Here is a 23,309-nt window from a genome sequence, read left to right as displayed (position 1 = left end):
CTGGGACATGCATCGGGCCCGGCACCCCGCGAAGGGGGTGCCGGGCCCGGCTGCGTACAGAGCGCCCTTACTTCAGCTTGGTGCCCGTGGAGCGCAGGGCCGCGCAGGCCTCGGAGACACGCTTGGCCATACCGGCCTCGGCGGACTTGCCCCAGGTGCGCGGGTCGTAGGTCTTCTTGGAGCCGACCTCGCCGTCGACCTTCAGGACGCCGTCGTAGTTCTTGAACATGTGGTCCGCGACGGGGCGGGTGAAGGCGTACTGGGTGTCGGTGTCGAGGTTCATCTTCACGACGCCGTTCTCCAGCGCGGTGGCGATCTCCTCGGCCGTGGAGCCGGAGCCGCCGTGGAAGACGAAGTCGAACGGCGAGGTCTTGCCGTACTTCTCGCCCACGCCCTGCTGCAGGTCCTTCAGCAGCTCGGGGCGCAGGACGACGTTGCCCGGCTTGTAGACGCCGTGGACGTTGCCGAAGGAGGCAGCCAGCAGGTAGCGGCCCTTCTCGCCCAGGCCGAGCGCCTCGGCGGTGCGCAGCGCGTCGTCGACCGTGGTGTACAGCTCATCGTTGATCTCGTGGGTGACGCCGTCCTCCTCGCCGCCGGTCGGGGTGATCTCGACCTCGAGGATGATCTTGGCGGCGGCGGCCTGCGCCAGCAGCTCCTGGCCGATGGCCAGGTTGTCGGCGAGGGTCTCGGCCGAACCGTCCCACATGTGGGACTGGAACAGCGGGTTCTGACCGTTGGCGACGCGCTCGGCGGAGATGGCGAGCAGCGGGCGGACATAGCCGTCCAGCTTGTCCTTGGGGCAGTGGTCGGTGTGCAGCGCGACAGTGACGTCGTACTTGGCGGCGACAATGTGCGCGAACTCGGCGAGGGCGACCGCGCCGGTGACCATGTCCTTGTTGTACTGGCCGCCCAGGAACTCGGCACCGCCGGTGGAAATCTGGATGATGCCGTCGCTCTCGGCCTCCGCGAAGCCGCGCAGCGCAGCGTGCAGAGTCTGGGACGAGGTCACGTTGATCGCCGGGTAGGCGAACTTGCCGGCCTTCGCCCGGTCGAGCATCTCGTTGTAGACCTCGGGAGTCGCGATGGGCATGTGTCCGCTCCTTGTGATGTGCGGGTGTGTGGTGCTTGGCCCTGACCTGGGGGCGACGTCATCGTCGGCGCCTATCTTTCCAGACTCTTGGCGCGACTCCACCAGGCGTGCGGCATGCACGTGCGTGAGGGGTGTGGCGTTTCACGTGAAACGCCGCACCCCTCACCATCACCGCAGGTCAGAGCCCTCGCTCAGGCGAGACCGAGCTCGTCGAGCGAGTACGCGTAGAGGTACGGGACCCCAGCCGTACCGCTGATCTTCTCGCCGGCTCCCGTCGCCCGGTCCACGATCGTGGCCACCGCGACGACCTCGCCGCCGGCCTCGCGTACGGCCTCGACGGCAGCCAGCGGGGAGCCGCCGGTGGTGGAGGTGTCCTCGACGACCAGGCAGCGTCGGCCCTTGATGTCCGGGCCCTCGACCCGGCGCTGCATGCCGTGCGCCTTGGCCTCCTTCCGTACGACGAAGGCGTCGACCCGCTCTCCGCGCGCGGCGGAGGCGTGCAGGATCGCCGTCGCCACGGGGTCGGCGCCGAGCGTGAGGCCGCCCACGCAGTCGTAGTCCAGCTCCGCGGTGAGGTCGGACATGACCTGACCGACGAGCGGAGCGGCCGCGCCGTCGAGCGTGATCCGGCGCAGATCCACGTAGTAGTCGGCCTCAAGACCCGAGGAGAGGGTCACCTTGCCGTGCACCACGGCCTTGTCCTTGATCTGCTGAAGCAGATCGGCGCGTACGTCAGTCATGCCCATGAGCTTAAAGGCGGCGCCAGCTCCAGGTCGTCGCGATCTCCAGGGGCTCGATCGGGGTGACGAGCTGGGGGTGGATGTTGAGGCCGTTCGGCGGGCCGGACTGCGGTTCGACGCAGACGGCCGCCTCCTGCTCGTCGTAGATCACGACCCATTCGGCGCGGCTGGCGATCGTGAGCTCGAGCTGCCCGGGCCAGGTGAGGGTGACCGAGACGCCGTCGGGCATGCCGAAGCAGTCGTCCCAGGGGCCGGGGAGGGGCGGGATGCGCCGGCCGGCAGGCAGGTGGTCGTCGCCGCGCTCCTCCTGCCATGCGGCGGTGAAGTCGATGCGCACGTCCTCGCCGGGTGCGCCCTCGCCGCCGAGGTTGCGCAGGAACCAGGGGTGCCAGCCGGCCTGGGCCGGGAAGGACGTCTCGTACGTCTCGACGCCCAGGGTGAGCGTGAGCGAGTCCTCCGCCAGCTCGAAGGTCTGGGTGACCCGCCCGGTGTACGGCCAGGGCTCGGCGAGGTCGTATGTGAAGGCCGCCTCGCTCTTGGCCGTACGGGCGGTGCGCCAGGCGGTGTCGCGGCCGGTGCCGTGGATGGCGTGCGGCGGGGAGTTGAGCGGGAGTTGATGCGGTACGTCGCCGTTGCGGAACCGCCCGTTCGCGACGCGGCCGCACCAGGGGACCATCGGGAAGGAGCCGTACCGCTCCCCCTGGCGCAGCACCTCGGTGCCGCCGATGATCAGGCTCGCGACGCGGCAGCCGTTTCGCGGGTGCACGGTCAACTCGGCGTCTCCGGCTGCCAGCCGGATGCTCTCTTCGCTGCTACTCACACCACGACACTACTTGCGCCGGCGCAGCACGCGTCCGACGACCACGGCGGAGGCGATCGCGAGAGCGGCGGCGGGCGCGACCCACCGCAGTGTGGCACCGGCACTGCCGGCATCGGGCGGGGGTGTGGGTGCGTAACGCCCGCGCGGCGGCGCGTGATCGACCTCCTCGGCGCTCCGTCCGATCATGGTCCGCCGCGCGTGGGCGGCCTCGGCGGGGGGCTCGTCGGGGATGACGGGGATCTCGTGCAGTTCCTCCGCGTCCGCTGCGTCGGGGCCGTCCTCTGCGCCGAACTGTTCCTCGGCGGCGGGATCGAGGGAGGGCGGCGGCACGGGAGCGTCAAACACGGACGCGTTCGCCTCGTCGTCGAGGTCGGCGTCGGGCGCGGTGGCGTCGGCGTCGGCGTCGGGCGCGGTGGCGTCGAGGTCGGCGTCGGGCGCAGCGGACGGGCCCGCATCGTGGGCGTCGCTCGCGGGCTCCGGCACACTCGCAGCCCCCGGCGTGGTCCCAGCATCCTCACCCAGCCGGTCCGCGAAGCGGTCCAGCAGGCGGTGCGCCGCCGCGATCGTCTGTGCGGGATCCAACTCCGCCAGGCGGCCCTCCGCGCGGGACGTCGCCGTGAACGTGAGCGCCGTGCCGCCCTCCGCCGGTTGCGGACGGATCGTCAGGGTCACCTTCGCCGAGCCCGTGCCGCGTGCCTCCACGCCCTCACCCTCGACCGCGAAGACCTCGCCCTGCTCCACGATGCGCAGCGTGCCACGGTAGGTAATCGTGTGACCGCCGATGCGGACCTTCAGGCGGCCGGAGAGCGGGCCTGCCGACTCGTCCGCGTCCTGTTGGAGCCCCGGCACGCAGCGGGCGACCCGGGCAGGGTCCCTCAGTGCCTGGCGGAGGGTCTCTGACACAACCGGAACGAACACCTCATGCTCCATGGGAGTCGAGCCTACTCAGACACGACCGCCACGTCAGCGTTTCAGTCTGTACAGCTCAGCCCGTGTACGACTCAGTCCATGGACGGCTCAGTCCATGTACCGCGGGTGCACCAGCGTCGACGGCGGCAGCGCCGACAGCCTCGTGCGCTCCGCATCCCGCGCCCCCGCGGCGAGCGCGGACGGGCCCAGCGTCCGCAGCCGCGGCGCTTCGGGGTCGAGGCCGAGCCCCGGCGCCCGCCCCGCCCCGGCAAGCAGGAAGCCCCAGTCGTGCGGCGCGGACGCCGTGCCGGTCGAGCGGTCCGGGCCCGCCGTGAAGCCGGAGAGCCGTCCGGTGGCGCAGTACGGACGCGTCCCGAACCCCGCGCCCCGCAGTGTCGCGTCGACCGTCCAGAACGTATGCGGTCGGGAGCCCGCCGGCCCGGCGTGCACCACGAGCCGCCCGCCGTCCGTGAGGACCCGCGCGGTGAGTCCGTAGAACTCCTGGGAGTAGAGCTTGGTGCTCGGCGTGATGCCCGGATCGGGCAGGTCCGAGATCACCACGTCGTACGCCCCCCTTGGCTCCCGCAGCCAGGAGAACGCGTCCGCGGCGACGACTCGCACCCGCGGGTCCCGGTACGCGTACTCGTTCAGCACGGCCAGCGCCGGATCCGTACGCGCAAGCCGGACGACGCCCGGGTCGAGCTCGACGACGGTCACCGACTCGACGCCCGGGTACCGCAGCACCTCGCGCGCCGCCAGCCCGTCGCCCCCGCCAAGGATCAGCACCTGCGCATGCGGCCCCCGCATCGCCGGGTGCACCAGCGCCTCGTGGTAGCGGTACTCGTCGCGCCCGCTGACCCGCAGCCGCCCGCCGATGAAGAGATCCAGCGGCCCCGACGGGTCGCCGGTGAGGACGACTTCCTGCAGATCGGTGTGGACGGCGACCCGCACCTCGTCGCCGTAGACCGCCCGCCGCGCCGCCCGCTCGAAGTCGTCGACCAGGACGGTCGCGGTCGCCAGCATCGCCAGCACCGTCACATTGGCGACGAGCAGCCATGCGCGCCAACGCACCGTCAGATCCCGCCGGAACAGCCACAGCACGAGCGCGCCGCCCGCGACCGCGTTGACGCCGCCCGTCAACAGCGCGCCCGTGAGCTGCCCGAACCACGGCAGCAGCAGAAACGGAAACGCGAGCCCGCCGACGAGCGCCCCCACATAGTCCGCGGCGAACAGGTCGGCGACCGTGCCCTCCGCGTCACGCCGCGAGATGCGCTGGATCAGGGACATCAGCAGCGGGATCTCCGCGCCGATCAGCACCCCGATGGCGAGGGAGAAACACACCAGCACGACGCGGGACTCGCCGATCCAGGCGAACGCGGCGTACAGCACCATCGCCGAGCAGCCGCCGACCAGCGCGAGTGCCGCCTCCAGCAGACCGAAGCCGACCGCGGGCCGGCAGCGCAGCCTCTTGGCGAGGAGCGAGCCGATGCCCATGGCGAAGACCATCACCGACAGCACGACGGAGGCCTGGGTGACGGAGTCGCCGATCAAGTACGAAGCGAGGGCGACCAGTTCGAGCTCGTACACCAATCCGCACGCGGCGCAGACGAAGACAGCCGTCAACACGAGATACCGGCCGGCGTCCGGGCGCACGGGCAGCCGAACCGCTTGCGGGGGCGGTGAGGTCGGCAGCCGATCGATCATGTTTGTAACGCTACGTCAGGGGTAATGCGCCGCCTGTCACCCACAAGGGTGCTACTGGAGCGCGGGAGGCATAACTACAGCGTTGCAGGCATACGGGCACCGACACGCGTACGGGTGACGACGAGACGGCCCTCCTGCGGATATGCGTGCCATGTGCGCCACCGCACCTGGCCCTCGCGCCGCTGCGCCAGCATGGCCGTAAAGGCGTGCGGCGAGCCGGGAAACGTGCCGGCGAGACCCTGGGGGTGGTCGGCGACCAGCGCGAGCAACTCCTGCGCGCGCCCCGCGAAGGAGCCCTTCGAGAGCGTCTCGACGCGGGCCGCGAACTCGTACTCCCACGCACCGAGCCGCTTGGCCACGCCGAGCGGCAGGGGCGTGCTGCTGCCGGGCATGCAGGCGACGGTCTCGGAGCAGCTGCCCTGCTCCTCCTCCAGCAGCACCTGGTGGGACGCGCCCAACAGTCTCAACTGCAGCTTTGCTCCGGACAGTTCGAGGTCGAGGACGGCCAGGGCAGGCAGCGGCTCCCGTCCCAACGCCCAGGCGAGGTCGTCGGCACGGGTGTCGGTGTAGGCCGTATGGAGGGTCGTGAGCATGGGTCGGCTCCGCAAACACGCTTTGGCGGGTGAAGGACACGTGGACCGGGGGCGCCCCTGAGAGGGAGTTGAACAAGATCCGGGGACCGCCTGCTCGGGTCCACATCAGGTCCGAGGGCTGGATGGTTCCAACAGGTTCCGACAGCGAGGGAATCATGAACTATGCGGCGCCCACAGCGTTTTTACCCAACTTGAAGGGGTTTCCATCCCCCCGGGGGCCTCACGGTTCAACTGTTCAACTAAAAAGTGTCAGGGAGGTCACTGGCGCGGTCAACAAGAAGGCACCCGGCGGGAGTTCACCCGCCGGGTGCCTTCAGTGGCCGCGGACCAGCTGCCCCGTGTCAGCTGCCTCCGCCGCCGCATCCGCCCCCGCCGCCCCCGCCGCCGCAGGACGAGCTGCTGCCGCCGCACGAGGAACCGCCCCCGCACGATGAGCCCCCGCCGTCGCTGCCGGCCCACCAACTGCCGCCACCACCACCCGCGGTCCCACGCCGACGGCCCTTGCGGCTCTTACCGCTCTTCGAGCCGAACGCCATCTTGATGATCAAGACGAGCACGAACCCGACGATCAGAATCCCGAGGAAAGCTGCCACTGCCCCCACCGTCCTTCCGTTCCCCCGAAGTCTTGCGTGTCAGGGGGATGCCCCCGGCCCCGCGGGCCCAAAGCAGACTTGAGCAACTCCAGAGCTTCGGCACAGATGGCGGCCAGACGGCCAGGGCTTCCAGCGGTACGGCCTGGCGTACGACCCCGACCCGAGGTACTGGTCACGGCGGGCGCGGGCTCCCGTGGGATCAGGGCAGCGACAGCTCCGCCCAGATCACCTTTCCCTGGGGGGTGTAGCGGGTGCCCCAGCGTTCGGCCATCTGCGCGACGAGGAACAGACCGCGGCCTCCCTCGTCCATCGTGGCCGCGTACCGCAGATGGGGCGAGGTACTGCTGCCGTCGGCCACCTCGCAGGTCAGGGTGCGGTCGCGCAGCAGTCGCATCGTGATCGGTTCGGAGCCGTAGTGGAGAGCGTTGGTGATCAGCTCGCTGAGCACCAGCTCCATGGCGAACGCGAGCTCGGACAGACCCCAGTCGTCCAGCTTCTCGGCCACGGCGGCGCGCATCCCTGCCACGGCGGCGGGATCGAACGGCACGTCCCAGCAAGCGACGTTGTTGGGCGGGATCGCCCGTGTGCGGGCGATGAGCAGCGCCACGTCGTCCTTCGGCCGACCGGGCAGGAGCTCGTCGAGCACCGCCTGACAGCTCTCTTCCGGCGGCCGGTCCGGATGGGACGCCAGGGCCTGACTCAGCAGCTCCATACCCACGTCGATGTCCCGGGTGCGGTCCTCGATGAGCCCGTCGGTGTAAAGGACGAGTTGCGTGCCCTCCGCCAGTTCCAGTTCGGCGGTCTCGAACGGCATACCGCCCAGGCCCAGGGGCGGCCCGGCCGGCAGATCGGGGAACGACACACTGCCGTCAAGGTGGACCAGCGCCGGCACGGGGTGCCCGGCCCGCGCCATGGCGCAGTGGCGGGAGACGGGATCGTAGATCGCGTAGAGGCAGGTGGCGCCCGTGACCCCCGCGCCGGCCGCCGCCTCGTCCTCCTCCTGGTCGATGCGCCCGACCAGGTCGTCGAGGTGGTTGAGGATTTCGTCGGGCGGCAGATCGAGCGTGGAGAAGTTGTGCACCGCCGTGCGCAGCCGTCCCATCGTGGCGGCCGCGTGCAGGCCGTGGCCGACGACATCCCCGACGACCAGCGCTACGCGGCTGCCCGGAAGCGGGATCACATCGAACCAGTCGCCGCTCACCCCGGACAGCGCGGGCAGGTAGCGGTGGGCGACATCGAGGGCGCTCTGCTCGGGCAGGGCCCGCGGCAGCAGGCTGCGCTGCAGAGCCACAGCCAGGGTGTGCTCACGGGTGTAGCGGCGGGCGTTGTCGATGCTGACCGCAGCCCGGGCGACCAGTTCTTCGGCCAGGGACAGGTCGTCCTCCTCGAACGGCTGGGGCTTCTCCGAGCGCCAGAAGTTGGCCACGCCCAGGATGACGCCCCGCGCCTGGAGGGGCACGGTGATGAGCGAATGGATGCCGTAGTCGACGATCATCTGTGTCCGCTCCGGGTCCTGGGCATGCCAGCCGGGCGCGGCGGACAGGTCGGGCACCAGCTCCGACCGGCCGCTGTCGAAACCCCGTGCCTGCGGTGTGGAGGGGAGGAAGTCGATCAGGCGGTCGAGCTCATAGAGGGGATGATCGTCCCGGATGCCGTGGACGGCGGTGCGGCGCATGTCCGTGCCCGTGCCGACCGGCTCCTCCCCTCGCAGGACCGGGTCGGCCAGATCGACGGTGACGAAGTCGGCGAATCGGGGGACCGCGACCTTCGCCAGTTCTTCGGCCGTACGCACCACGTCGAGGGTGGTGCCGATGCCCAGACCGGCGTCGTACAGCAGTTTCAGCCGCTCGCGCGCCATGTCCGCCTTGCCGGACAGCGTCCGCAGCTCTGTGGAGTCACGCAAGGTCGCGACCGTCCCCTTGGGGCCACCGTGACGATCCGTGGGCCGCTGGTTCACCGCAAGCAACCGCTCCCCGGCCAGGTGCACCTCGTCCGTCGCCACGCGGCCCGACGTCAGCAGCTCCACCGTGGAGGGATCAAGGCTGGGCAGTTCCGAGATGTGCCGCCCCTCGGCATCGGGCGGCAGATCCAGAAGCCGCCTGGCCTCGTCGTTCGCCAGCAGCAGCTGACCGTCGTTGCCGACGATGAGAACACCCTCGCGGACGGCATGCAGCACGGCGTCGTGATGCTCGTACATGCGGGTCATCTCGGCCGGGCCCAGACGGTGGGTCTGCCGCCGCAGCCGCCTGGCCACCAGCGCCGTCCCTCCCGTAGCCAGGGCGAGCGCGGCCGCTCCGGCGCCGAAGATGATCGGCAGTTGTCGGTCCACCACGCTGGTCACGTTCTTGACCTTCAAGCCGGCGGACACCAAGGCGACGACTTTGCGTCTTTCATCGTAGATGGGGACGGTCGCCTGGACCTCGTGGCCGAGCGGGCCGTAGACGCTCTCTGTGTACACGCGGCCGGCCAGCGAGGGCTCGATGGTGCCGACGAACCTCTTACCGATCCGGTCCGGCTGGGGATGCGTGTAGCGGATCCCCTTCGTGTCCATCACCACGATGAAGTCGACGCCGGCCGCCCTCCGCGCCTTCTCGGTGAGTGGCTGGAGCACCTTGGAGGGGTCAGGGGTCCTCAGCGCGGCCAGAACGCCCGGAGAGTGCGCGAACGTTTCCGCGACGGCAATGGAACGGTGTTTCGCCTCTGTGTTGGTGTCGTGCCGGGACTGCAGCACAAGCGCCAGCATTGCGGCTGCCACGAGCAGCACCACCACAGCCACCTGTAGAGCGAAGACCTGCCCGGCGACGCTCCGGGGATGCTTGTCGGTCAGTGACCGAACCGGTGCGCTCCGGGATCGGTCAGAGCGTTTGACCACATTGACCTTTCTAACACCGCAAGGTGCTCCGCGGCCAAAGATTGCTGGCCTGCGGACGGGCGAGGGCCGGCTCTTCACGGGGGCGTGGGCGTTCGTTTGCGCGGTCAACGAGTTTGTCACCGACCGCCTTGGTGGATTCCTTAGTGTCTCGCGCGCGCAGCCTTTCCAGGCACGGCTCGGACCGGCACCGATCAGCGCGCGCTGATCAGCTGGTCCACCGCCTTGCGGATCGAATCCTCGCGCTTGCAGAACGAGAAACGGACCAGCCAGGCCGGAGCATTCGCGCTGAGGTAGAACGCCGACGTCGGGATGGCCACCACACCGGCGCGCTCCGGCAAGTCCCGGCAGAACTGCACGCCGTCCGAAAAGCCCCACGGCCGCACGTCCGCCTGCACGAAGTAACCGGCATCGGCACGGAAGGGCCGTAGTCCAGCCTCCGCCAGGCCGTCGCTCAAAAGGTCCCGATTCCGGCGCAGAGTGTCCCGCAGACCCGCCGCCCACTCCTCCACCGAGCCGAGCGCATGCGCCAGCGCTTCCTGATACGGAGTACCCGAGGCGTACGTCAGGAACTGCTTTGCAGCGCCCACCGCAGCGACAAGCGGCGCGGGCCCGCAGACCCAGCCGACCTTCCAGCCCGTTGTGTTGAAGGTCTTGCCCGCCGAGGAGATGACTACTGTCCGTTCCCGCATCTCCGGGAGGGCCGCGATGGGGAGATGACGCGCACCATCGCTGTAGACGAGGTGTTCGTAGACCTCATCCGTGATCACCGTCAGCGAGTGCTCACGGCACACATCAGCGATGGCTTCCAACTCCTCGGCCTTGAAGACCATGCCCGTGGGGTTGTGCGGAGTGTTCAGGATCAGCACCCGGCTACGCGGGGAAACGGCCGCACGCAGGGCGTCGGCGTCGAGGGCGAATGCGGCGCCGTCGAGGACAAGGGGGACGGCGACCAGCCGTGCCCCGGCAAGCCGGGCATCCGCCGCGTACGCGTCGTAGCAGGGGTCGAAGGCGATGACCTCGTCACCGGGGTCGCAGAGCGCCAGGAGGGCCGCAGCGAGTGCCTCCGTAGCGCCCGTGGTGACCAGCACCTCGCCCTGAGGCTGGTATTCGAGGCCGTATCGGCGCAGCTGATGAGCGGCGACAGACTCGCGCAGCGCCGGGAACCCATGAGCGGGTGGGTACTGGTTGCTGCCCGCGAGCACCGCATCCGCCACGTCCTTGAGAAGCACGGGCGGACTGGCCAGCTCCGGCACCCCTTGCCCGAGGTTCACGGCCCCGGTGCTCCGCGCCAGCTCCGTCATCTCCGTGAAGATCGACGTGCCCATGCCCTGCACCCGAGCCGCAGGGCTCCAGCCTGCCGAGCCCACTACGCCGCGCGCCTCAGCCGTCCCCACCGTGTTCATGCGATCCCGCTTTCCCGAGTCCACCAACCAGGAGATTCGGCCCTCACGATAGGCACCACGCGGAACACCGGCCTACCGGTGAGCATGTTCAAGCCTTCACCGGAGCCGCTGACCAGGCGGTGACGCCCTCCAGGGGCACTCTGGCGGCCGGCTCCCCAGCCGCCGGCTCTCGGCCGGCTCTTCAGCGGCCGAAGCGTCCGCTGTCACGGGCGACACCCGTCCCTTCGGCCGACCGGGTAAGAACCGGCCCTGTCCGGCTGGTCAGCGCTCGCGCGCGGTGCCTTGGCCGCTCATGGTCGGGTTGACCGACCCCTGTGCGCGCCCGGAGGTGCCCCCTGTCCGCCGAGACTTTCGACAGCGCACCGGCACAGGGCTCCCGGCCCGTCCCCCGCTGGCGCGCCGCGCTGCTGCGAGCCGCCCCCGCGCTCGGACTGTTCGCGGCTGCGCGGCTGACCGGGCTGCTGGTGATGGCCGGCTGGGCCTGGCACATCGGGCGCTCGCCGCGGGCGATCGTGGCCCGTGCCTGGGACTCCGACTGGTACATGCTGATCGCCGAGCACGGCTACGGCCGCACGCTGTACTGGCCGGACGGCGCGGTCCAGAGCGATCTGGCGTTCTTCCCGCTCTACCCGGCGCTGGTCCGGGCGGTGACGACCGTGCTGCCGGTGACCAGCGGCACGGCGGGGCTGCTGATCTCCTGGACGGCGGCGGCGGCGTCCGCGTGGGGGATCTACGCGGTCGTGGAGCGGCTGCACGGGCGGCGCACCGCGACCGTGCTGGTGCTGCTGTGGGGCCTGCTGCCGCACTCGATCGTGCTGTCCATGGCGTACACCGAGCCGGTGCTCACCGCGTTCGCCGCGTGGTCGCTGTACGCGGTGCTCACCCGGCGCTGGGTGTGGGCGGGCGTGCTGGCGGCGCTGGCGGGGCTTTCCCGGCCCAATGGGATCGCGGTGGCGGCGGCGGTGCTGGTGGTGGCGGCGTACGAACTGGTCCGGGCGTACCGGCGGCGTGAGCGCGACCGCGCGCTCGGACGGATCTGGGCGGGCGCCGCGCTGGCTCCGCTCGGCTGGTGCGGGTATGTGCTGTGGGTCGGCTTCCGCACGGACGACCCGCTGGGCGGCTACTTCGCCGTGCAGCGGGGGTGGACCTCGCGGTTCGACTTCGGGATCGGGGCGCTGAAGGTGGTGCGGGACATCGTGCTGCGTCCGACGCTGCTCTCGCTGATGGTGGCGATGCTGATCGTCGTGGCGGCGCTGCTGCTGTTCGCGCTGCTGGCGCTGGACCGGCCGCCGACGGCGCTGCTCGTGTACACGGTGGTGCTGGTGCTGATCACGGTCGGCGGGTCCGGCTTCTTCGAGTCCAAGCCGCGGTTTCTGCTGCCGGCGTTCCCGCTGCTGCTGCCGCCGGCGTGCGCACTGACGAAAGCCCGGCCGAGGGCGGCGGTCGTGGTGACCGTCGTCCTGGCCGGGCTTTCGTTCGCCTACGGGGCGTATCTGCTGACGCTGTCCCCGATCGCGCTGTAGGGCGCGGCGGGGGCCGCCGCTAGGCGGGTCAGGCGTCGTCGGCGGGCTTCTCGTCCGCGTCCGCCGGCTCCAGACCGAGCTGCTCGACGAGCCACTTGTCGAACTCGATCGAAGCGCGGACCCAGCTGACGGTCGACGACACGAAGTGCTCCAGGCTGACGCCGGTGCCGATCAGCATCTGCGCCTCGCCGATGAGGCGGACGGTGGTGGGGCCGTCCTCCTCTTCATGGATGTGCGTGTAGACCTTCGGCCACAGGGTGCGGCGGTTCCAGTCGTCGATCGCGTCGAGGACCTTGGACTTGTCCTCGAGGGCGTGCGGCCGGTCGTAGAACGTCCGCACCGAGAAGACCTGCTGGTCGTCCTCGCCGCGGAACATGAAGTACGTGCGGAATTCCTCCCACGGCGCGGCAAGGTCACCCTCGTCGTCGACGACGTACTTCAGCTCCATCTGGTCGAGGAGCTGCTTGACCAGGTCCTGGTCGGGAACGACGGGTCCCGCCGCCGGTCCTGCGGCCTGAGGCTGGGGCTGGCCCCCGAAATTCGGAATCGAGGACGGATCGATGGTCACCGTGGATTTCCCTTCGTACGGTTCCTGCCATCCTCTCCCATGTCGGGCGGGTACTGGCAACCCCTGCCGGGGCGGGTGGGCGGGAAGGGGAACACGGGGCGAGCCCCGCACCCCGGCGCGGCAGCTTCGCGCCGCAAGGCCGAACCCGGCCGCAGGCGCCGGTCGGCCACCGGCGAGCCGCTCCACGGCGGGATGCGGGCGCGACGCGGCTGCCCCTCGGGAAGCCACGCCGCCGGATGGCGGTGCGGCGCCCGCCGCTCACCCCCGCACCCGCGTCGCGGCGCGCCGCGGGCCCGTTACTGCGTCGGGCCCACCAGTAGGCCGTCCTCGAAGCGGTCCACGCGGACCGTGTCGCCGTCCGTGACCTCGCCCGCCAGGATTTCCTTGGCCAGGCGGTCGCCGATCGCCGTCTGGACCAGGCGGCGCAGCGGGCGGGCGCCGTACGCCGGGTCGTTGCCCTCGTCCGCGAGCCATTCCAGCGCCGCCGGGGTGACGTCCAGCGTGAGGCGGCGTTCGGCGAGGCGCTTGGCGAGGCGGTCGATCTGGAGCTTCGCGATGTGGACCAGCTCGTCCTTGGACAGGGCCGAGAAGACCACCATGTCGTCCAGCCGGTTCAGGAACTCCGGCTTGAACGACGCACGTACGACCTCGAGGACCTGCTGCTTCTTCTCCTCCTCGCTGGTCAGGGGCTCGACCAGATACTGGCTGCCGAGGTTCGACGTCAGGATCAGGATGGTGTTGCGGAAGTCCACCGTCCGGCCCTGGCCGTCCGTCAGACGGCCGTCGTCGAGGACCTGGAGCAGGATGTCGAAGACCTCGGGGTGCGCCTTCTCCACCTCGTCGAGGAGGACGACGGAGTACGGGCGGCGGCGCACCGCCTCCGTCAGCTGGCCGCCCTCCTCGTAGCCGACGTAGCCCGGAGGCGCGCCGACCAGGCGGGCCACCGAGTGCTTCTCGCCGTACTCCGACATGTCGATGCGGACCATCGCCCGCTCGTCGTCGAAGAGGAAGTCCGCCAGCGCCTTCGCCAGCTCCGTCTTGCCGACGCCCGTCGGGCCGAGGAAGAGGAACGAACCGGTGGGCCGGTCGGGGTCCGCGATCCCGGCGCGGGTGCGGCGTACGGCGTCGGACACCGCCTGGACCGCCTCCGTCTGGCCGATCAGCCGCCTGCCCAGCTCGGATTCCATCCGCAGAAGCTTCTGGGTCTCCCCTTCCAGGAGGCGTCCGGCCGGGATGCCCGTCCAGGACCCCACCACATCCGCGATGTCGTCGGGGCCGACCTCCTCCTTGACCATCGTGTCCTTGGCCGCTTCCTGCTCGGCCACCGTGGCCTCCTCCAACTCCCGCTCCAGGCCCGGGATCTCCCCGTACAGCAGCTTGGAAGCGGTGTCGAAGTCGCCGTCGCGCTGCGCGCGTTCCGCCTGGCCGCGCAGTTCGTCGAGCTTCTCCTTCAGCTCACCGACGCGGTTGAGGCCCTGCTTCTCCTTCTCCCAGCGCGCGGTGAGGCCACGCAGCTCCTCCTCCTTGTCGGCGAGGTCGCGGCGGAGCTTCTCCAGACGCTGCTTGGAGCCCTCGTCGGTCTCGTTCTTGAGCGCCAGCTCCTCCATCCGCAGCCGGTCCACGGCCCGCTGCAGCTCGTCGATCTCGACGGGCGAGGAGTCGATCTCCATCCGCAGCCGGGACGCGGCCTCGTCGACGAGGTCGATCGCCTTGTCGGGCAGAAAGCGCGACGTGATGTACCGGTCCGAGAGCGTCGCGGCCGCGACCAGCGCGCTGTCCGCGATCTGCACCTTGTGGTGGGCCTCGTACCGGCCCTTCAGCCCGCGCAGGATCGCGATCGTGTCCTCGACCGTCGGCTCGGCCACCAGCACCTGCTGGAAGCGCCGCTCCAGCGCCGCGTCCTTCTCGATCCGCTCGCGGTACTCGTCGAGCGTCGTCGCGCCCACCATCCGCAGCTCACCGCGCGCCAGCATCGGCTTGAGCATGTTGCCCGCGTCCATCGCGGAGTCCCCGCCGGCGCCCGCGCCCACGACGGTGTGCAGCTCGTCGATGAAGGTGATGATCTGCCCGTCGCTCTCCTTGATCTCGGAGAGGACGGTCTTCAGCCGCTCCTCGAACTCACCGCGGTACTTCGCGCCCGCCACCATCGCGCCCAGGTCGAGCGCCACCAGCCGCTTGTTCCTCAGCGACTCGGGCACGTCGCCCTTGACGATGCGCTGCGCCAGCCCCTCGACGACCGCGGTCTTGCCGACGCCCGGCTCACCGATCAGCACCGGGTTGTTCTTCGTACGGCGGGACAGCACCTGGACGACCCGGCGGATCTCCTGGTCCCGGCCGATGACCGGGTCGAGCTTGCCCTCGCGGGCCGCCGCGGTGAAGTCCGTACCGAACTTCTCCAGTGCCTTGTACTGCCCCTCAGGGTCGGGGGTGGTCACCCGGCGCCCTCCCCTTGCCTTCTCGAACGCGTCCAGCAGCTTCTTCGCCGTGGCCCCCTGCTTGGCCAGCACTTCCCCGGTCTGCCCGCCCTTGGCGGCGATGCCGATGAGGAGATGCTCGGTGGACAGATACTCGTCCCCGAGCTCCTTGGCCCGCTGGGCGGCGTCGGCGATGACGGCGAGCAACTCCCGGTTGGGCTGCGGTGGCGCGACGGTGGACCCCGTCACGCTGGGCTGCGCGGCCAGTACCCGCTCGGTCCCGGAGCGCACGGCGGCCTGGTCCGCCTCGACGGCGGCCAGCAGGTCGATGATGTTCTCGTTGTCCGCGCCCGCGAGCAGCGCGAGCAGCAGATGCGCGGGGGTCAGATCGGGATGACCCTCGGACACGGCCCGGGTGGTGGCGGCGTTGATTGCATCCCGGCTCTTGTTGGTCAGCTCGGCGTCCACGTGCGGTCTCTCCTCCTTGCGTCCTTGCGGGTAGGGCTGTTCCCTCAACACTGACTCATTCAACGTGCACAAAGTTGAGTCTATTCCACTCAACCCAGTGAGAGACAACCGCCGCCTGTGTAGGTTCCGGGCATGGCCATCGACCTCCGCAACCCCGACGCGTCCTATCTCAACTTCTGGCGTGAGTACCACATGTGCACGCTGACGACCCCGCGCCAGGACGGAACCCCACACGTCGTCGCGGTCGGTGTCACCTACGACCCGGAGGGCGGACTCGCCCGCGTCATCACCAACAAGCACAGCCACAAGGTCGACAACATCCTGGCAGCGGGCCCCGACGGGGCGCCGGTCGCGGTCTGCCAGGTCGACAGGGGGCGCTGGGCGACCCTGGAGGGCCGCGCGACGGTCCGTACGGAGCCGGAGCTCATCGCGGAGGCGGTGGAGCGTTACGCGGAACGCTACGGACGCAACCCGACCCCGAACGCGGACCGGGTGCTGATCGAGATCGCCCTGACACGGGCAATGGGCCGGGCCTAGCCCGGGCCCGGGTCAGGCCCGGGAAGCCACGGCCCCGGGAAAACAGAAAAGCACAGCGGCGCCATCGTGTTTCAGGTCCACGATGGCGCCGCTGTGTGGGGGAAGCGCCCGAGCGATTTACAACGACGGGGGAACCGCTCAGGCACTGCGGGGGGTGGCGGTGGTGGTATCGGGCTCGGCCAACTGGTGGTCCCGCTGGTCGAGATTGACGAAAATCATGCCGTACCGGATGGCACAGCGGACGGGCTGCGGAGCTCCACGGGGCCGGCGAAGGCACCGATACGCGCGGACGTCCTCGTCCTCCTCGCGTGCCACGACAATCGGCTCTCCGAAGAGGGTGACCATCAACGAGTCGCCACGGTGGGGGATTGCCGTGACGAGGTCGATGAAATGCCACCCCGATCTGTAAGCCGTAGCCATCTCACGCCGGAAGACCCGGTCGTCCGGTGGAACGGTCATGCGTCCGTGCGGGCCGGAGCGACACCCCAGGAGGGCTCACCGTTCGTGCCCGTGACGACTGCCGGACCAACACCCCATGAAGGCTCTCCGGGCGTTTTGGCCACAGCGTCCGCGGGAGCGAAGCCCCACGAAGGTTCGCCAGGGGCTGCCGTCACCGCGCCGGCGGGAGAGCTACCCCAGGAGGGCTCACCGGAGGCCACCGCACCGAGCGCGGCCGCCGCTATGGCAAGAGCACAAAGAGCACGAAGCGTCCTAGACATGGGTGATCTCCACCTCTTTTGATCATTCCTCCTCCCCCGCGCATAAGACGATGTCTCACTCCGAACGCTTGCACCAGCGACGGCAGGCATCATGTTCCTGTAATGCAGGAGCCTGAGGGGGTACATATGCCAGCTAATGAGGGCGAATCCGGACACCCTCACGCAGACGGCGAGCTGTGCGAGGCGGGGAAGGGTCTTTACATCACCGCGCTGCGTACCGGGCGAATAGCCCGGTCAGAAGCGGAACCCACGCCCTGTCTCTTCGATCTGGCCCTGCTGCACCCGGATCCCGACGACGCCCAGTGGCTCCGCCCGGTCCCGCCGACCACTGCGCTGACACAGCTGATACACCCCATCGAGCGGGAGATCCAAGAGCGCCGACGACGAACTGTCGCTCTGACCGATGCTCTTGAGCCATTCATGGCGTTCACCGCTCAGAACTCCACCGTCCCACAAGGGATAACCGTCCTCGAGGGCCTCAACCGCATCAACACAACCCTCGACCAAGTCACCGCAGACTGCACCGAGGAGCTTCTCACTGTCCAGCCCGGCAGCGGGCGACAGCCGCATATCCTGGAGAAGGCTCTGCGCCGCGTGGAGCCGCTGATCGACCGCGGCGTACGGATGCGCACGCTCTACCAGCACACGGCCCGCCACCACCCGGCCACGCTGTCCTACATGGAACAGGTCGGCCCGTCCGGCGTTGAGGTGCGCACGCTGGAGGAGATCATCGACCGGCTGATCATCGTCGACCGGAAAGTGGCCTTCATACCGGCGAGCAGCGACCGTCTGTCCGCCCTGGAACTTCGGCACAAGGGCATCGTCGAGTATCTCGTCGGCGTCTTCGAGCAGTTCTGGCTGCACGGCATCCCGTGGGAGGAACAGATCTCCTACGGACCCCAGTTGGACGGCATCACAGGCGTCCAGCGCTCGATCGCCAAGCTCCTCGTCGAGGGGCATGTCGACGAGGCCATCGCCCGGCGCCTCGGCATGAACGTCCGTACCTGCCGTGCGCACATCGCCAAGCTGGGCTCCGCGCTGGGCAGTGGCAGCCGGACCCAACTCGGCTATCTCATCGCGCAGTCGGGGATTCTGGAACACGAGGACTGACCGCGGCGGCCCCGGTGTCCGCCGACACGCCGGGGCGGGCTTCGACGGTACGAAGGTCGTCCTGATCTCGCAGTCGGCCTCCCGGGCCGGAACTCCGTTTCATTCCATCCCGAAATTGATCATCTGGCGCATACTGGGCAGCCTTGAAGGAGTACGCAGCGTCCGGTGCGCGGGCGCCGGACGCTGGACGGGCAGGCGGAGTCGGTTTGGACCTGAGGATTCTTCCGCTCGCCGTCACCATGATGGTGGGGCCCAGATCCTGTCGGCGATTATCTTCGTGACCAGTCCGAGAGCGGTCCGGGCGTCCCTGGCGTTCCTTCTGGGTATCGCAGTCGGGACTACGGTCGGGGTGGCTGTGATGCGGGGCATCGCCGCGCTCCTGGGCCGCGCCGTCGACACGGGCAGCCCGTCCGACAAGGGCTCGGTCGGCCACATCATCGAGTACGTACTGGTCGGCCTGCTGGTGTTCGTCGCGGTGAAGAACTGGGTGGGGCGCAGAACGGCCGAGCCGCCGACGTGGCTGAAGTCCTTGATGACGGCCGGCCCGAGGAAGGCGTTCACCGTCGGCCTGCTGCTGATTCTGCTGATGCCATCCGACCTCGTGGTCATGCTGACCGTAGGGATTCATCTGCAGCAGCACGACGCCGGCCTGGGCGAGGCGCTGCCCTTCATCGGGCTGACGGTCCTCATCGCTGCGCTGCCGCTGATGGGCCTTCTCATGTTCGGCAGGAAGGCCGAGCGCTCCATGCCGAAGGTGCGCGAGTGGATGAACACCCACAGCTGGCTCATCAGCCATCATCGCCTGCGGGATCTTCATCGCCCTCATCCTCTCCGGAGGCTGACCGGTACCCGGCAGGCCGCGGGCCGTACACGCCGAAGGGGCCGGAGAGCGACGCGCTCTCCGGCCCCTTCGGCCGTACAACTCCTGCCCTACTCAGACCGCTTGGGCCGCCAGACCACCAGCGCGCTCGCCTGCTGCACATCCTGGTACGGCACGAGATCGCGCCGGTACGAGGCATGCACCTGGGCTTCGCGCTGCTGCATCGCCGCCGCCGCGCCCTCGACGGCCGTCGACAGCTCGGCGACCCGCTGCTGGAGCGCCGCGACCTGGTTCTCCAGTTCGATGATGCGCTTGATTCCGGCCAGGTTGATGCCCTCGTCCTGCGACAACTGCTGGACGGTGCGCAGCAGTTCGATGTCGCGGGCGGAGTAGCGCCGGCCCCGGCCCGCGGTGCGGTCCGGGGAGACCAGACCGAGCCGGTCGTACTGCCGAAGAGTTTGCGGATGCAGGCCCGAGAGCTGGGCCGCCACCGAGATGACGTACACCGGCGACTCTTCGGTCAGTTCGTAGGGATTGCGGCTGCGTCCCGTCCGGCCATCCATCTCATGCTCCCTTCGCGGCCTGGAACAGCTCGGCCCGCGGGTCCTCGTCCGCGGTGGCTTCGCGGTAGGCCTCCAGCGCTTCCTTCGCCTTGTCGCCGAGGTCCTTGGGCACGGCGACCTCGACGGTGACCAGCAGGTCCCCGCGGGTGCCGTCCTTGCGGAGTGCGCCCTTGCCGCGGGCCCGCATCGTACGGCCGTTGGGCGTCCCGGCGGGCAGCTTCAGCGTGACCGGCGGACCGCCCAGGGTCGGCACCTTCACCTCGCCGCCGAGCGCCGCCTCCGCGTAGCTGACGGGGACGGTGATCGTGAGGTTGTCGCCCTTGCGGCCGAAGACCGGGTGCGGGTCGACATGCACGACGACGTACAAGTCGCCCGCCGGGCCGCCCCGTTCGCCCGGGGCGCCCTTGCCGCGCAGCCGGATCCGCTGGCTGTCGGAGACGCCCGCGGGGATCCTGACCTGCATGGTGCGCGAGGAGCGGGCGCGCCCGCTGCCCTTGCACACGTCGCAGGGGTCCTGCGCGATCAGTCCGCGGCCCTTGCAGTCCACGCACGGGTCGGTGAGCGAGAAGGAGCCGCTGCCGCCGCGCGAGACCTGGCCGGTGCCCAGACAGGTCGGGCACACCCTAGGCGTACCGTTTTTGTCGCCGGTGCCCGAACAGGCCTTGCACGCCGCCGAGCTGGACATCCGCAGCGGGACCGTGGCCCCGTCGACCGCCTCGGTGAAGCTGAGCGTCACCTCGGACTCGATGTCCTGGCCGCGGCGCGGCTGGGTACGCGTACCCGTGCCGGCGCCGGCGCCACGGTTGAACAGGCCGCCGAATACATCGCCGATACCGCCGCCGAAGCCCCCGGCGCCACCTTGTGTGCCGCCCTGGGCGCCCCCGAAGAGGTCACCCAGGTCGAAGTTGAAGGAGCCACCGGGGCCGCCGGACCCGGGTGCGCGGAAGCCACCGTTGCCGAAGAGGGCGCGTGCCTCGTCGTACTCCTTGCGCCGCTTGGGGTCGCCGAGGATGTCATGGGCCTCGGAGATCTCCTTGAAGCGCTCCTCCGCCTTGACGTCGCCCTTGTTGGCGTCCGGGTGGTACTCGCGGGCGAGCTTCCGGTACGCCTTCTTGATCTCGGCCTCGGTGGCGTCCTTCGGGACGCCGAGGACCTTGTAGTAGTCCTTCTCGACGAAGTCCTTCGTACTCATCGACGTCCCTCCTCTCGGACGATCATTGCGTCAGCCCTCGTCCGGGCCACCGCTCTCCTCGTCGTTCGCCGTCTCTTCCTTGCCTGCCGCCGGGGTCGCACCCGGCTGGGGCTCGGCCACCGCCACCCGCGCGGGGCGGATGGTCCGTTCGCCGATGCGATACCCAGGCTGCAGGATCGCGACGCACGTGGTCTCGGTGACATCCGGTGCGTACGAGTGCATCAGGGCTTCGTGGATCGTCGGGTCGAAGGGCTCGCCATCCTTGCCGAACTGCTGCAGGCCCATCTTGGCCGCCGCCGTCTCGAGGGACTCGGCGACCGACTTGAACCCGCCCACCAGCTCCCCGTGGTCACGGGCGCGGCCGATGTCGTCGAGCACGGGCAGGAGCTCGGTCAGCAGATTCGCCGTGGCGATCTCCTTCACCGTGATCCGGTCGCGCTCCACACGACGGCGGTAGTTCTGGTACTCGGCCTGGAGCCGCTGGAGGTCTGCCGTGCGCTCGCTGAGCGCCATACGGACCTGGTCCAGCTGCGCCGTCAGGCCGGCGATCTTTGCTGCGTCCCCTGCCGAGGCCGCCGCGCCCTCCTTCTGGGAGGACTCGGCGGACTCGGCGGCGTCGTCAGAGGTGGCGCCGGAGGGGACGTCAGGCTTCTCGTCGAAGCCCGGGGTCTCCTCCGTCACGCGGCACCACCCTTCGCGTCCTTCTCGTCGTCGACGATCTCGGCGTCGACGACATCGTCCTCAGCCTTGGCCTGCTCGCCGGCCGGGGCGTCGGCTCCGGCAGCGGCGGCGCCGTCGGGCGCGGCGTTGGCGTACATCGCCTGGCCGAGCTTCTGGCTGACCGCGGCGAGCTTCTCGGTCGCCGTACGGATCTCGGCCGTGTCCTCGCCCTTGAGCTTCTCCTTCAGCTCGCCGACGGCGGTCTCGACCTCGGTCTTCACCTCGCCCGGGACCTTGTCCTCGTTGTCCTTGAGGAACTTCTCCGTCTGGTAGACGAGCTGCTCGCCCTGGTTGCGGGTCTCGGCGGCCTCGCGGCGGCGGTGGTCCTCGTCCGCGTACTGCTCGGCCTCCTGGCGCATCCGGTCGACCTCGTCCTTCGGCAGCGAGGAGCCGCCGGTGACGGTCATCTTCTGCTCCTTGCCCGTGCCCAGGTCCTTCGCCGTCACGTGCATGATGCCGTTGGCGTCGATGTCGAAGGCGACCTCGATCTGCGGGACCCCGCGGGGGGCCGGCGGCAGACCGGTCAGCTCGAACATCCCGAGCTTCTTGTTGTACGCCGCGATCTCACGCTCGCCCTGGTAGACCTGGATCTGCACGGACGGCTGGTTGTCCTCGGCCGTCGTGAAGATCTCGGACCGCTTGGTCGGGATCGTGGTGTTGCGCTCGATGAGCTTGGTCATGATGCCGCCCTTGGTCTCGATACCGAGGGACAGCGGGGTCACGTCGAGGAGCAGGACGTCCTTGACCTCACCCTTGAGGACACCGGCCTGGAGGGCGGCGCCGATGGCGACGACCTCGTCGGGGTTCACACCCTTGTTGGCGTCCTGACCGCCGGTCAGCTCCTTGACGAGCTCGGCGACGGCGGGCATCCGGGTCGAGCCGCCGACCAGCACCACGTGGTCGATCTCGGACAGCTGGATGCCGGCGTCCTTGATGACGTTGTGGAACGGGGTCTTGCAGCGCTCGAGCAGGTCCGTGGTGAGCTGCTGGAACTGGGCGCGCGTGAGCTTCTCGTCCAGGTGCAGCGGGCCCTCGGCGGAGGCCGTGATGTACGGGAGGTTGATCGTCGTCTCGGTCGAGGACGACAGCTCGATCTTCGCCTTCTCCGCGGCCTCGCGCAGACGCTGAAGAGCCATCTTGTCCTTGGACAGGTCGACGCCGTGCCCGTTGGCGAACTGCTTCACCAGGTAGTCGACGACGCGCTGGTCCCAGTCGTCACCACCGAGGTGGTTGTCACCGTTGGTGGCCTTCACCTCGACGACGCCGTCGCCGATCTCCAGCAGCGAGACGTCGAAGGTGCCGCCACCGAGGTCGAAGACCAGAATGGTCTGGTCGTCCTTGTCCAGGCCGTAGGCCAGGGCGGCCGCGGTCGGCTCGTTGACAATACGCAGGACGTTCAGACCCGCGATCTCGCCGGCCTCCTTGGTGGCCTGGCGCTCGGAGTCGTTGAAGTACGCCGGGACAGTGATCACCGCGTCGGTGACCTTCTCGCCGAGGTAGGACTCCGCGTCGCGCTTCAGCTTCTGCAGGATGAAGGCGCTCATCTGCTGCGGGTTGAAGGTCTTCCCGTCGAGCTCGATCTTCCAGTCGGTGCCCATGTGGCGCTTGACCGACCGGATGGTCCTGTCGACGTTCGTGACTGCCTGACGCTTCGCAACCTCGCCGACCAGCACCTCACCGTTCTTCGCGAAGGCGACGACGGACGGCGTGGTCCTGGCACCCTCGGCGTTGGTGATGACGGTGGGCTCGCCGCCCTCCAGAACGCTGACGACGGAGTTAGTCGTGCCCAGGTCGATGCCGACCGCACGTGCCATTTCAATTCCTCCAGCTGACTACTTGAGTGGATCTGGCTCAAGGATGCATGACCCGCTCCCACGAGTCAACAGACCTGAGTCGACCCCACTCAACTTTTATCCGGCGCTTATATGCAGCTTGCGCGACCACCGTGGCA

18 protein-coding genes and 1 pseudogene are annotated in these 23,309 nt (G+C 69.5%); 4 read left to right on the top strand and 15 right to left on the bottom strand.

Features of this window, described 5'->3' with window-relative positions; all coding sequences use genetic code 11:
- Window positions 1-67 precede the first annotated feature (67 nt).
- The 8 genes from fbaA to ACZ3H8_RS19440 form a co-directional block, all read right to left on the bottom strand.
- Window positions 68-1,090, bottom strand: coding sequence for a class II fructose-bisphosphate aldolase (fbaA, locus tag ACZ3H8_RS19475; RefSeq protein ID WP_307662086.1), 1,023 nt, complete (start codon window positions 1,088-1,090; stop codon window positions 68-70).
- A gap of 191 nt (window positions 1,091-1,281) precedes the next feature.
- Window positions 1,282-1,830 carry an orotate phosphoribosyltransferase gene (pyrE, locus tag ACZ3H8_RS19470; protein WP_307662087.1) on the bottom strand — a complete coding sequence of 183 codons (549 nt, stop codon included), beginning with the start codon at window positions 1,828-1,830 and terminating at the stop codon, window positions 1,282-1,284.
- A gap of 10 nt (window positions 1,831-1,840) precedes the next feature.
- Complete coding sequence (locus tag ACZ3H8_RS19465; RefSeq protein ID WP_467403411.1) at window positions 1,841-2,650, bottom strand: aldose epimerase family protein; 810 nt, start codon at window positions 2,648-2,650, stop codon at window positions 1,841-1,843.
- A 9-nt stretch (window positions 2,651-2,659) separates the two neighbouring features.
- Window positions 2,660-3,580, bottom strand: a complete 921-nt coding sequence (locus ACZ3H8_RS19460; RefSeq protein WP_467403409.1) for an SRPBCC domain-containing protein — start codon at window positions 3,578-3,580, stop codon at window positions 2,660-2,662.
- Window positions 3,581-3,667: 87 nt separating this feature from the next.
- The gene (locus ACZ3H8_RS19455) at window positions 3,668-5,263 is read right to left on the bottom strand and encodes a polyamine aminopropyltransferase (protein ID WP_467403407.1); all 1,596 of its coding nucleotides are present in this window, start codon (window positions 5,261-5,263) and stop codon (window positions 3,668-3,670) included.
- 74 nt (window positions 5,264-5,337) lie between these two features.
- Entirely contained in the window at window positions 5,338-5,856 is a 519-nt protein-coding gene (locus ACZ3H8_RS19450; protein WP_307662091.1) for a DUF2617 family protein, read from the bottom strand.
- A 792-nt stretch (window positions 5,857-6,648) separates the two neighbouring features.
- Complete coding sequence (locus ACZ3H8_RS19445; RefSeq protein WP_467403406.1) at window positions 6,649-9,225, bottom strand: SpoIIE family protein phosphatase; 2,577 nt, start codon at window positions 9,223-9,225, stop codon at window positions 6,649-6,651.
- A gap of 287 nt (window positions 9,226-9,512) precedes the next feature.
- Window positions 9,513-10,646 carry an aminotransferase class I/II-fold pyridoxal phosphate-dependent enzyme gene (locus tag ACZ3H8_RS19440; protein ID WP_467403403.1) on the bottom strand — a complete coding sequence of 378 codons (1,134 nt, stop codon included), beginning with the start codon at window positions 10,644-10,646 and terminating at the stop codon, window positions 9,513-9,515.
- Window positions 10,647-11,038: 392 nt separating this feature from the next.
- Here ACZ3H8_RS19440 and ACZ3H8_RS19435 point away from each other — a divergent pair, with 392 nt between their 5' ends.
- A complete protein-coding gene (locus tag ACZ3H8_RS19435) occupies window positions 11,039-12,247 on the top strand; it encodes a glycosyltransferase family 39 protein (RefSeq protein WP_467403402.1) in 1,209 nt (402 codons plus the stop codon).
- Between the two features lie 28 nt (window positions 12,248-12,275).
- Here the strand turns inward: ACZ3H8_RS19435 and ACZ3H8_RS19430 are convergent, their stop codons facing one another.
- Together ACZ3H8_RS19430 and clpB are read right to left on the bottom strand one after the other, a co-directional pair.
- Entirely contained in the window at window positions 12,276-12,815 is a 540-nt protein-coding gene (locus tag ACZ3H8_RS19430) for a YbjN domain-containing protein (RefSeq protein ID WP_356230344.1), read from the bottom strand.
- A gap of 296 nt (window positions 12,816-13,111) precedes the next feature.
- A complete protein-coding gene (clpB, locus tag ACZ3H8_RS19425) occupies window positions 13,112-15,697 on the bottom strand; it encodes an ATP-dependent chaperone ClpB (RefSeq protein WP_467403399.1) in 2,586 nt (861 codons plus the stop codon).
- Between the two features lie 132 nt (window positions 15,698-15,829).
- Between clpB and ACZ3H8_RS19420 the strand changes: the two genes are divergently transcribed.
- Window positions 15,830-16,234 carry a pyridoxamine 5'-phosphate oxidase family protein gene (locus tag ACZ3H8_RS19420; protein ID WP_467403398.1) on the top strand — a complete coding sequence of 135 codons (405 nt, stop codon included), beginning with the start codon at window positions 15,830-15,832 and terminating at the stop codon, window positions 16,232-16,234.
- Between the two features lie 138 nt (window positions 16,235-16,372).
- Here ACZ3H8_RS19420 and ACZ3H8_RS19415 read toward each other — a convergent pair whose 3' ends face one another.
- Window positions 16,373-16,693, bottom strand: coding sequence for a (2Fe-2S)-binding protein (locus tag ACZ3H8_RS19415; RefSeq protein ID WP_351549710.1), 321 nt, complete (start codon window positions 16,691-16,693; stop codon window positions 16,373-16,375).
- A gap of 386 nt (window positions 16,694-17,079) precedes the next feature.
- On the opposite strand from ACZ3H8_RS19415, the gene ACZ3H8_RS19410 reads away from it, so the two are divergent.
- Window positions 17,080-18,063, top strand: a complete 984-nt coding sequence (locus ACZ3H8_RS19410; protein ID WP_467403394.1) for a helix-turn-helix transcriptional regulator — start codon at window positions 17,080-17,082, stop codon at window positions 18,061-18,063.
- Window positions 17,963-18,793, top strand: a pseudogene (locus ACZ3H8_RS19405) (GAP family protein); the annotation flags it as partial. The gene ACZ3H8_RS19410 and the pseudogene ACZ3H8_RS19405, both read left to right, overlap by 101 nt.
- 200 nt (window positions 18,794-18,993) lie before the next feature.
- On the opposite strand, the gene ACZ3H8_RS19400 reads toward ACZ3H8_RS19405, so the two are convergent.
- From ACZ3H8_RS19400 to dnaK, 4 genes are read right to left on the bottom strand one after another with little or no spacing between them, the layout of a single operon-like run.
- A complete protein-coding gene (locus ACZ3H8_RS19400; RefSeq protein ID WP_398990537.1) occupies window positions 18,994-19,446 on the bottom strand; it encodes a heat shock protein transcriptional repressor HspR in 453 nt (150 codons plus the stop codon).
- A gap of 1 nt (window position 19,447) precedes the next feature.
- Entirely contained in the window at window positions 19,448-20,638 is a 1,191-nt protein-coding gene (dnaJ, locus tag ACZ3H8_RS19395; protein ID WP_467403391.1) for a molecular chaperone DnaJ, read from the bottom strand.
- A gap of 30 nt (window positions 20,639-20,668) precedes the next feature.
- Window positions 20,669-21,319 (bottom strand): nucleotide exchange factor GrpE, encoded by a 651-nt coding sequence (grpE, locus tag ACZ3H8_RS19390; protein WP_467403389.1) that lies wholly within the window; start codon window positions 21,317-21,319, stop codon window positions 20,669-20,671.
- On the bottom strand, window positions 21,316-23,172 hold the full coding sequence (gene dnaK, locus ACZ3H8_RS19385) for a molecular chaperone DnaK (RefSeq protein WP_307662102.1): 1,857 nt from the start codon (window positions 23,170-23,172) through the stop codon (window positions 21,316-21,318). The genes grpE and dnaK overlap by 4 nt, the downstream gene beginning before the upstream one ends.
- Window positions 23,173-23,309 lie beyond the last annotated feature (137 nt).

Source organism: Streptomyces sp. NPDC002868 (assembly GCF_055563295.1).
The sequence above is the reverse complement of the archived record's forward strand: the minus strand, read 5'-3'. Positions and strand labels throughout refer to the sequence as shown.

Coding starts and splice junctions, on each gene's coding strand:
- fbaA (WP_307662086.1), bottom strand. CDS start 1,090: ATGCCCATCGCGACTCCCGAGGTCTACAACGAGATGCTCGACCGGGCG.
- pyrE (WP_307662087.1), bottom strand. CDS start 1,830: ATGACTGACGTACGCGCCGATCTGCTTCAGCAGATCAAGGACAAGGCC.
- ACZ3H8_RS19460 (WP_467403409.1), bottom strand. CDS start 3,580: ATGGAGCATGAGGTGTTCGTTCCGGTTGTGTCAGAGACCCTCCGCCAG.
- ACZ3H8_RS19455 (WP_467403407.1), bottom strand. CDS start 5,263: ATGATCGATCGGCTGCCGACCTCACCGCCCCCGCAAGCGGTTCGGCTG.
- ACZ3H8_RS19450 (WP_307662091.1), bottom strand. CDS start 5,856: ATGCTCACGACCCTCCATACGGCCTACACCGACACCCGTGCCGACGAC.
- ACZ3H8_RS19440 (WP_467403403.1), bottom strand. CDS start 10,646: ATGGGCACGTCGATCTTCACGGAGATGACGGAGCTGGCGCGGAGCACC.
- ACZ3H8_RS19420 (WP_467403398.1), top strand. CDS start 15,830: ATGGCCATCGACCTCCGCAACCCCGACGCGTCCTATCTCAACTTCTGG.
- ACZ3H8_RS19415 (WP_351549710.1), bottom strand. CDS start 16,693: ATGACCGTTCCACCGGACGACCGGGTCTTCCGGCGTGAGATGGCTACG.
- ACZ3H8_RS19410 (WP_467403394.1), top strand. CDS start 17,080: ATGCCAGCTAATGAGGGCGAATCCGGACACCCTCACGCAGACGGCGAG.
- ACZ3H8_RS19400 (WP_398990537.1), bottom strand. CDS start 19,446: ATGGATGGCCGGACGGGACGCAGCCGCAATCCCTACGAACTGACCGAA.
- dnaJ (WP_467403391.1), bottom strand. CDS start 20,638: ATGAGTACGAAGGACTTCGTCGAGAAGGACTACTACAAGGTCCTCGGC.
- dnaK (WP_307662102.1), bottom strand. CDS start 23,172: ATGGCACGTGCGGTCGGCATCGACCTGGGCACGACTAACTCCGTCGTC.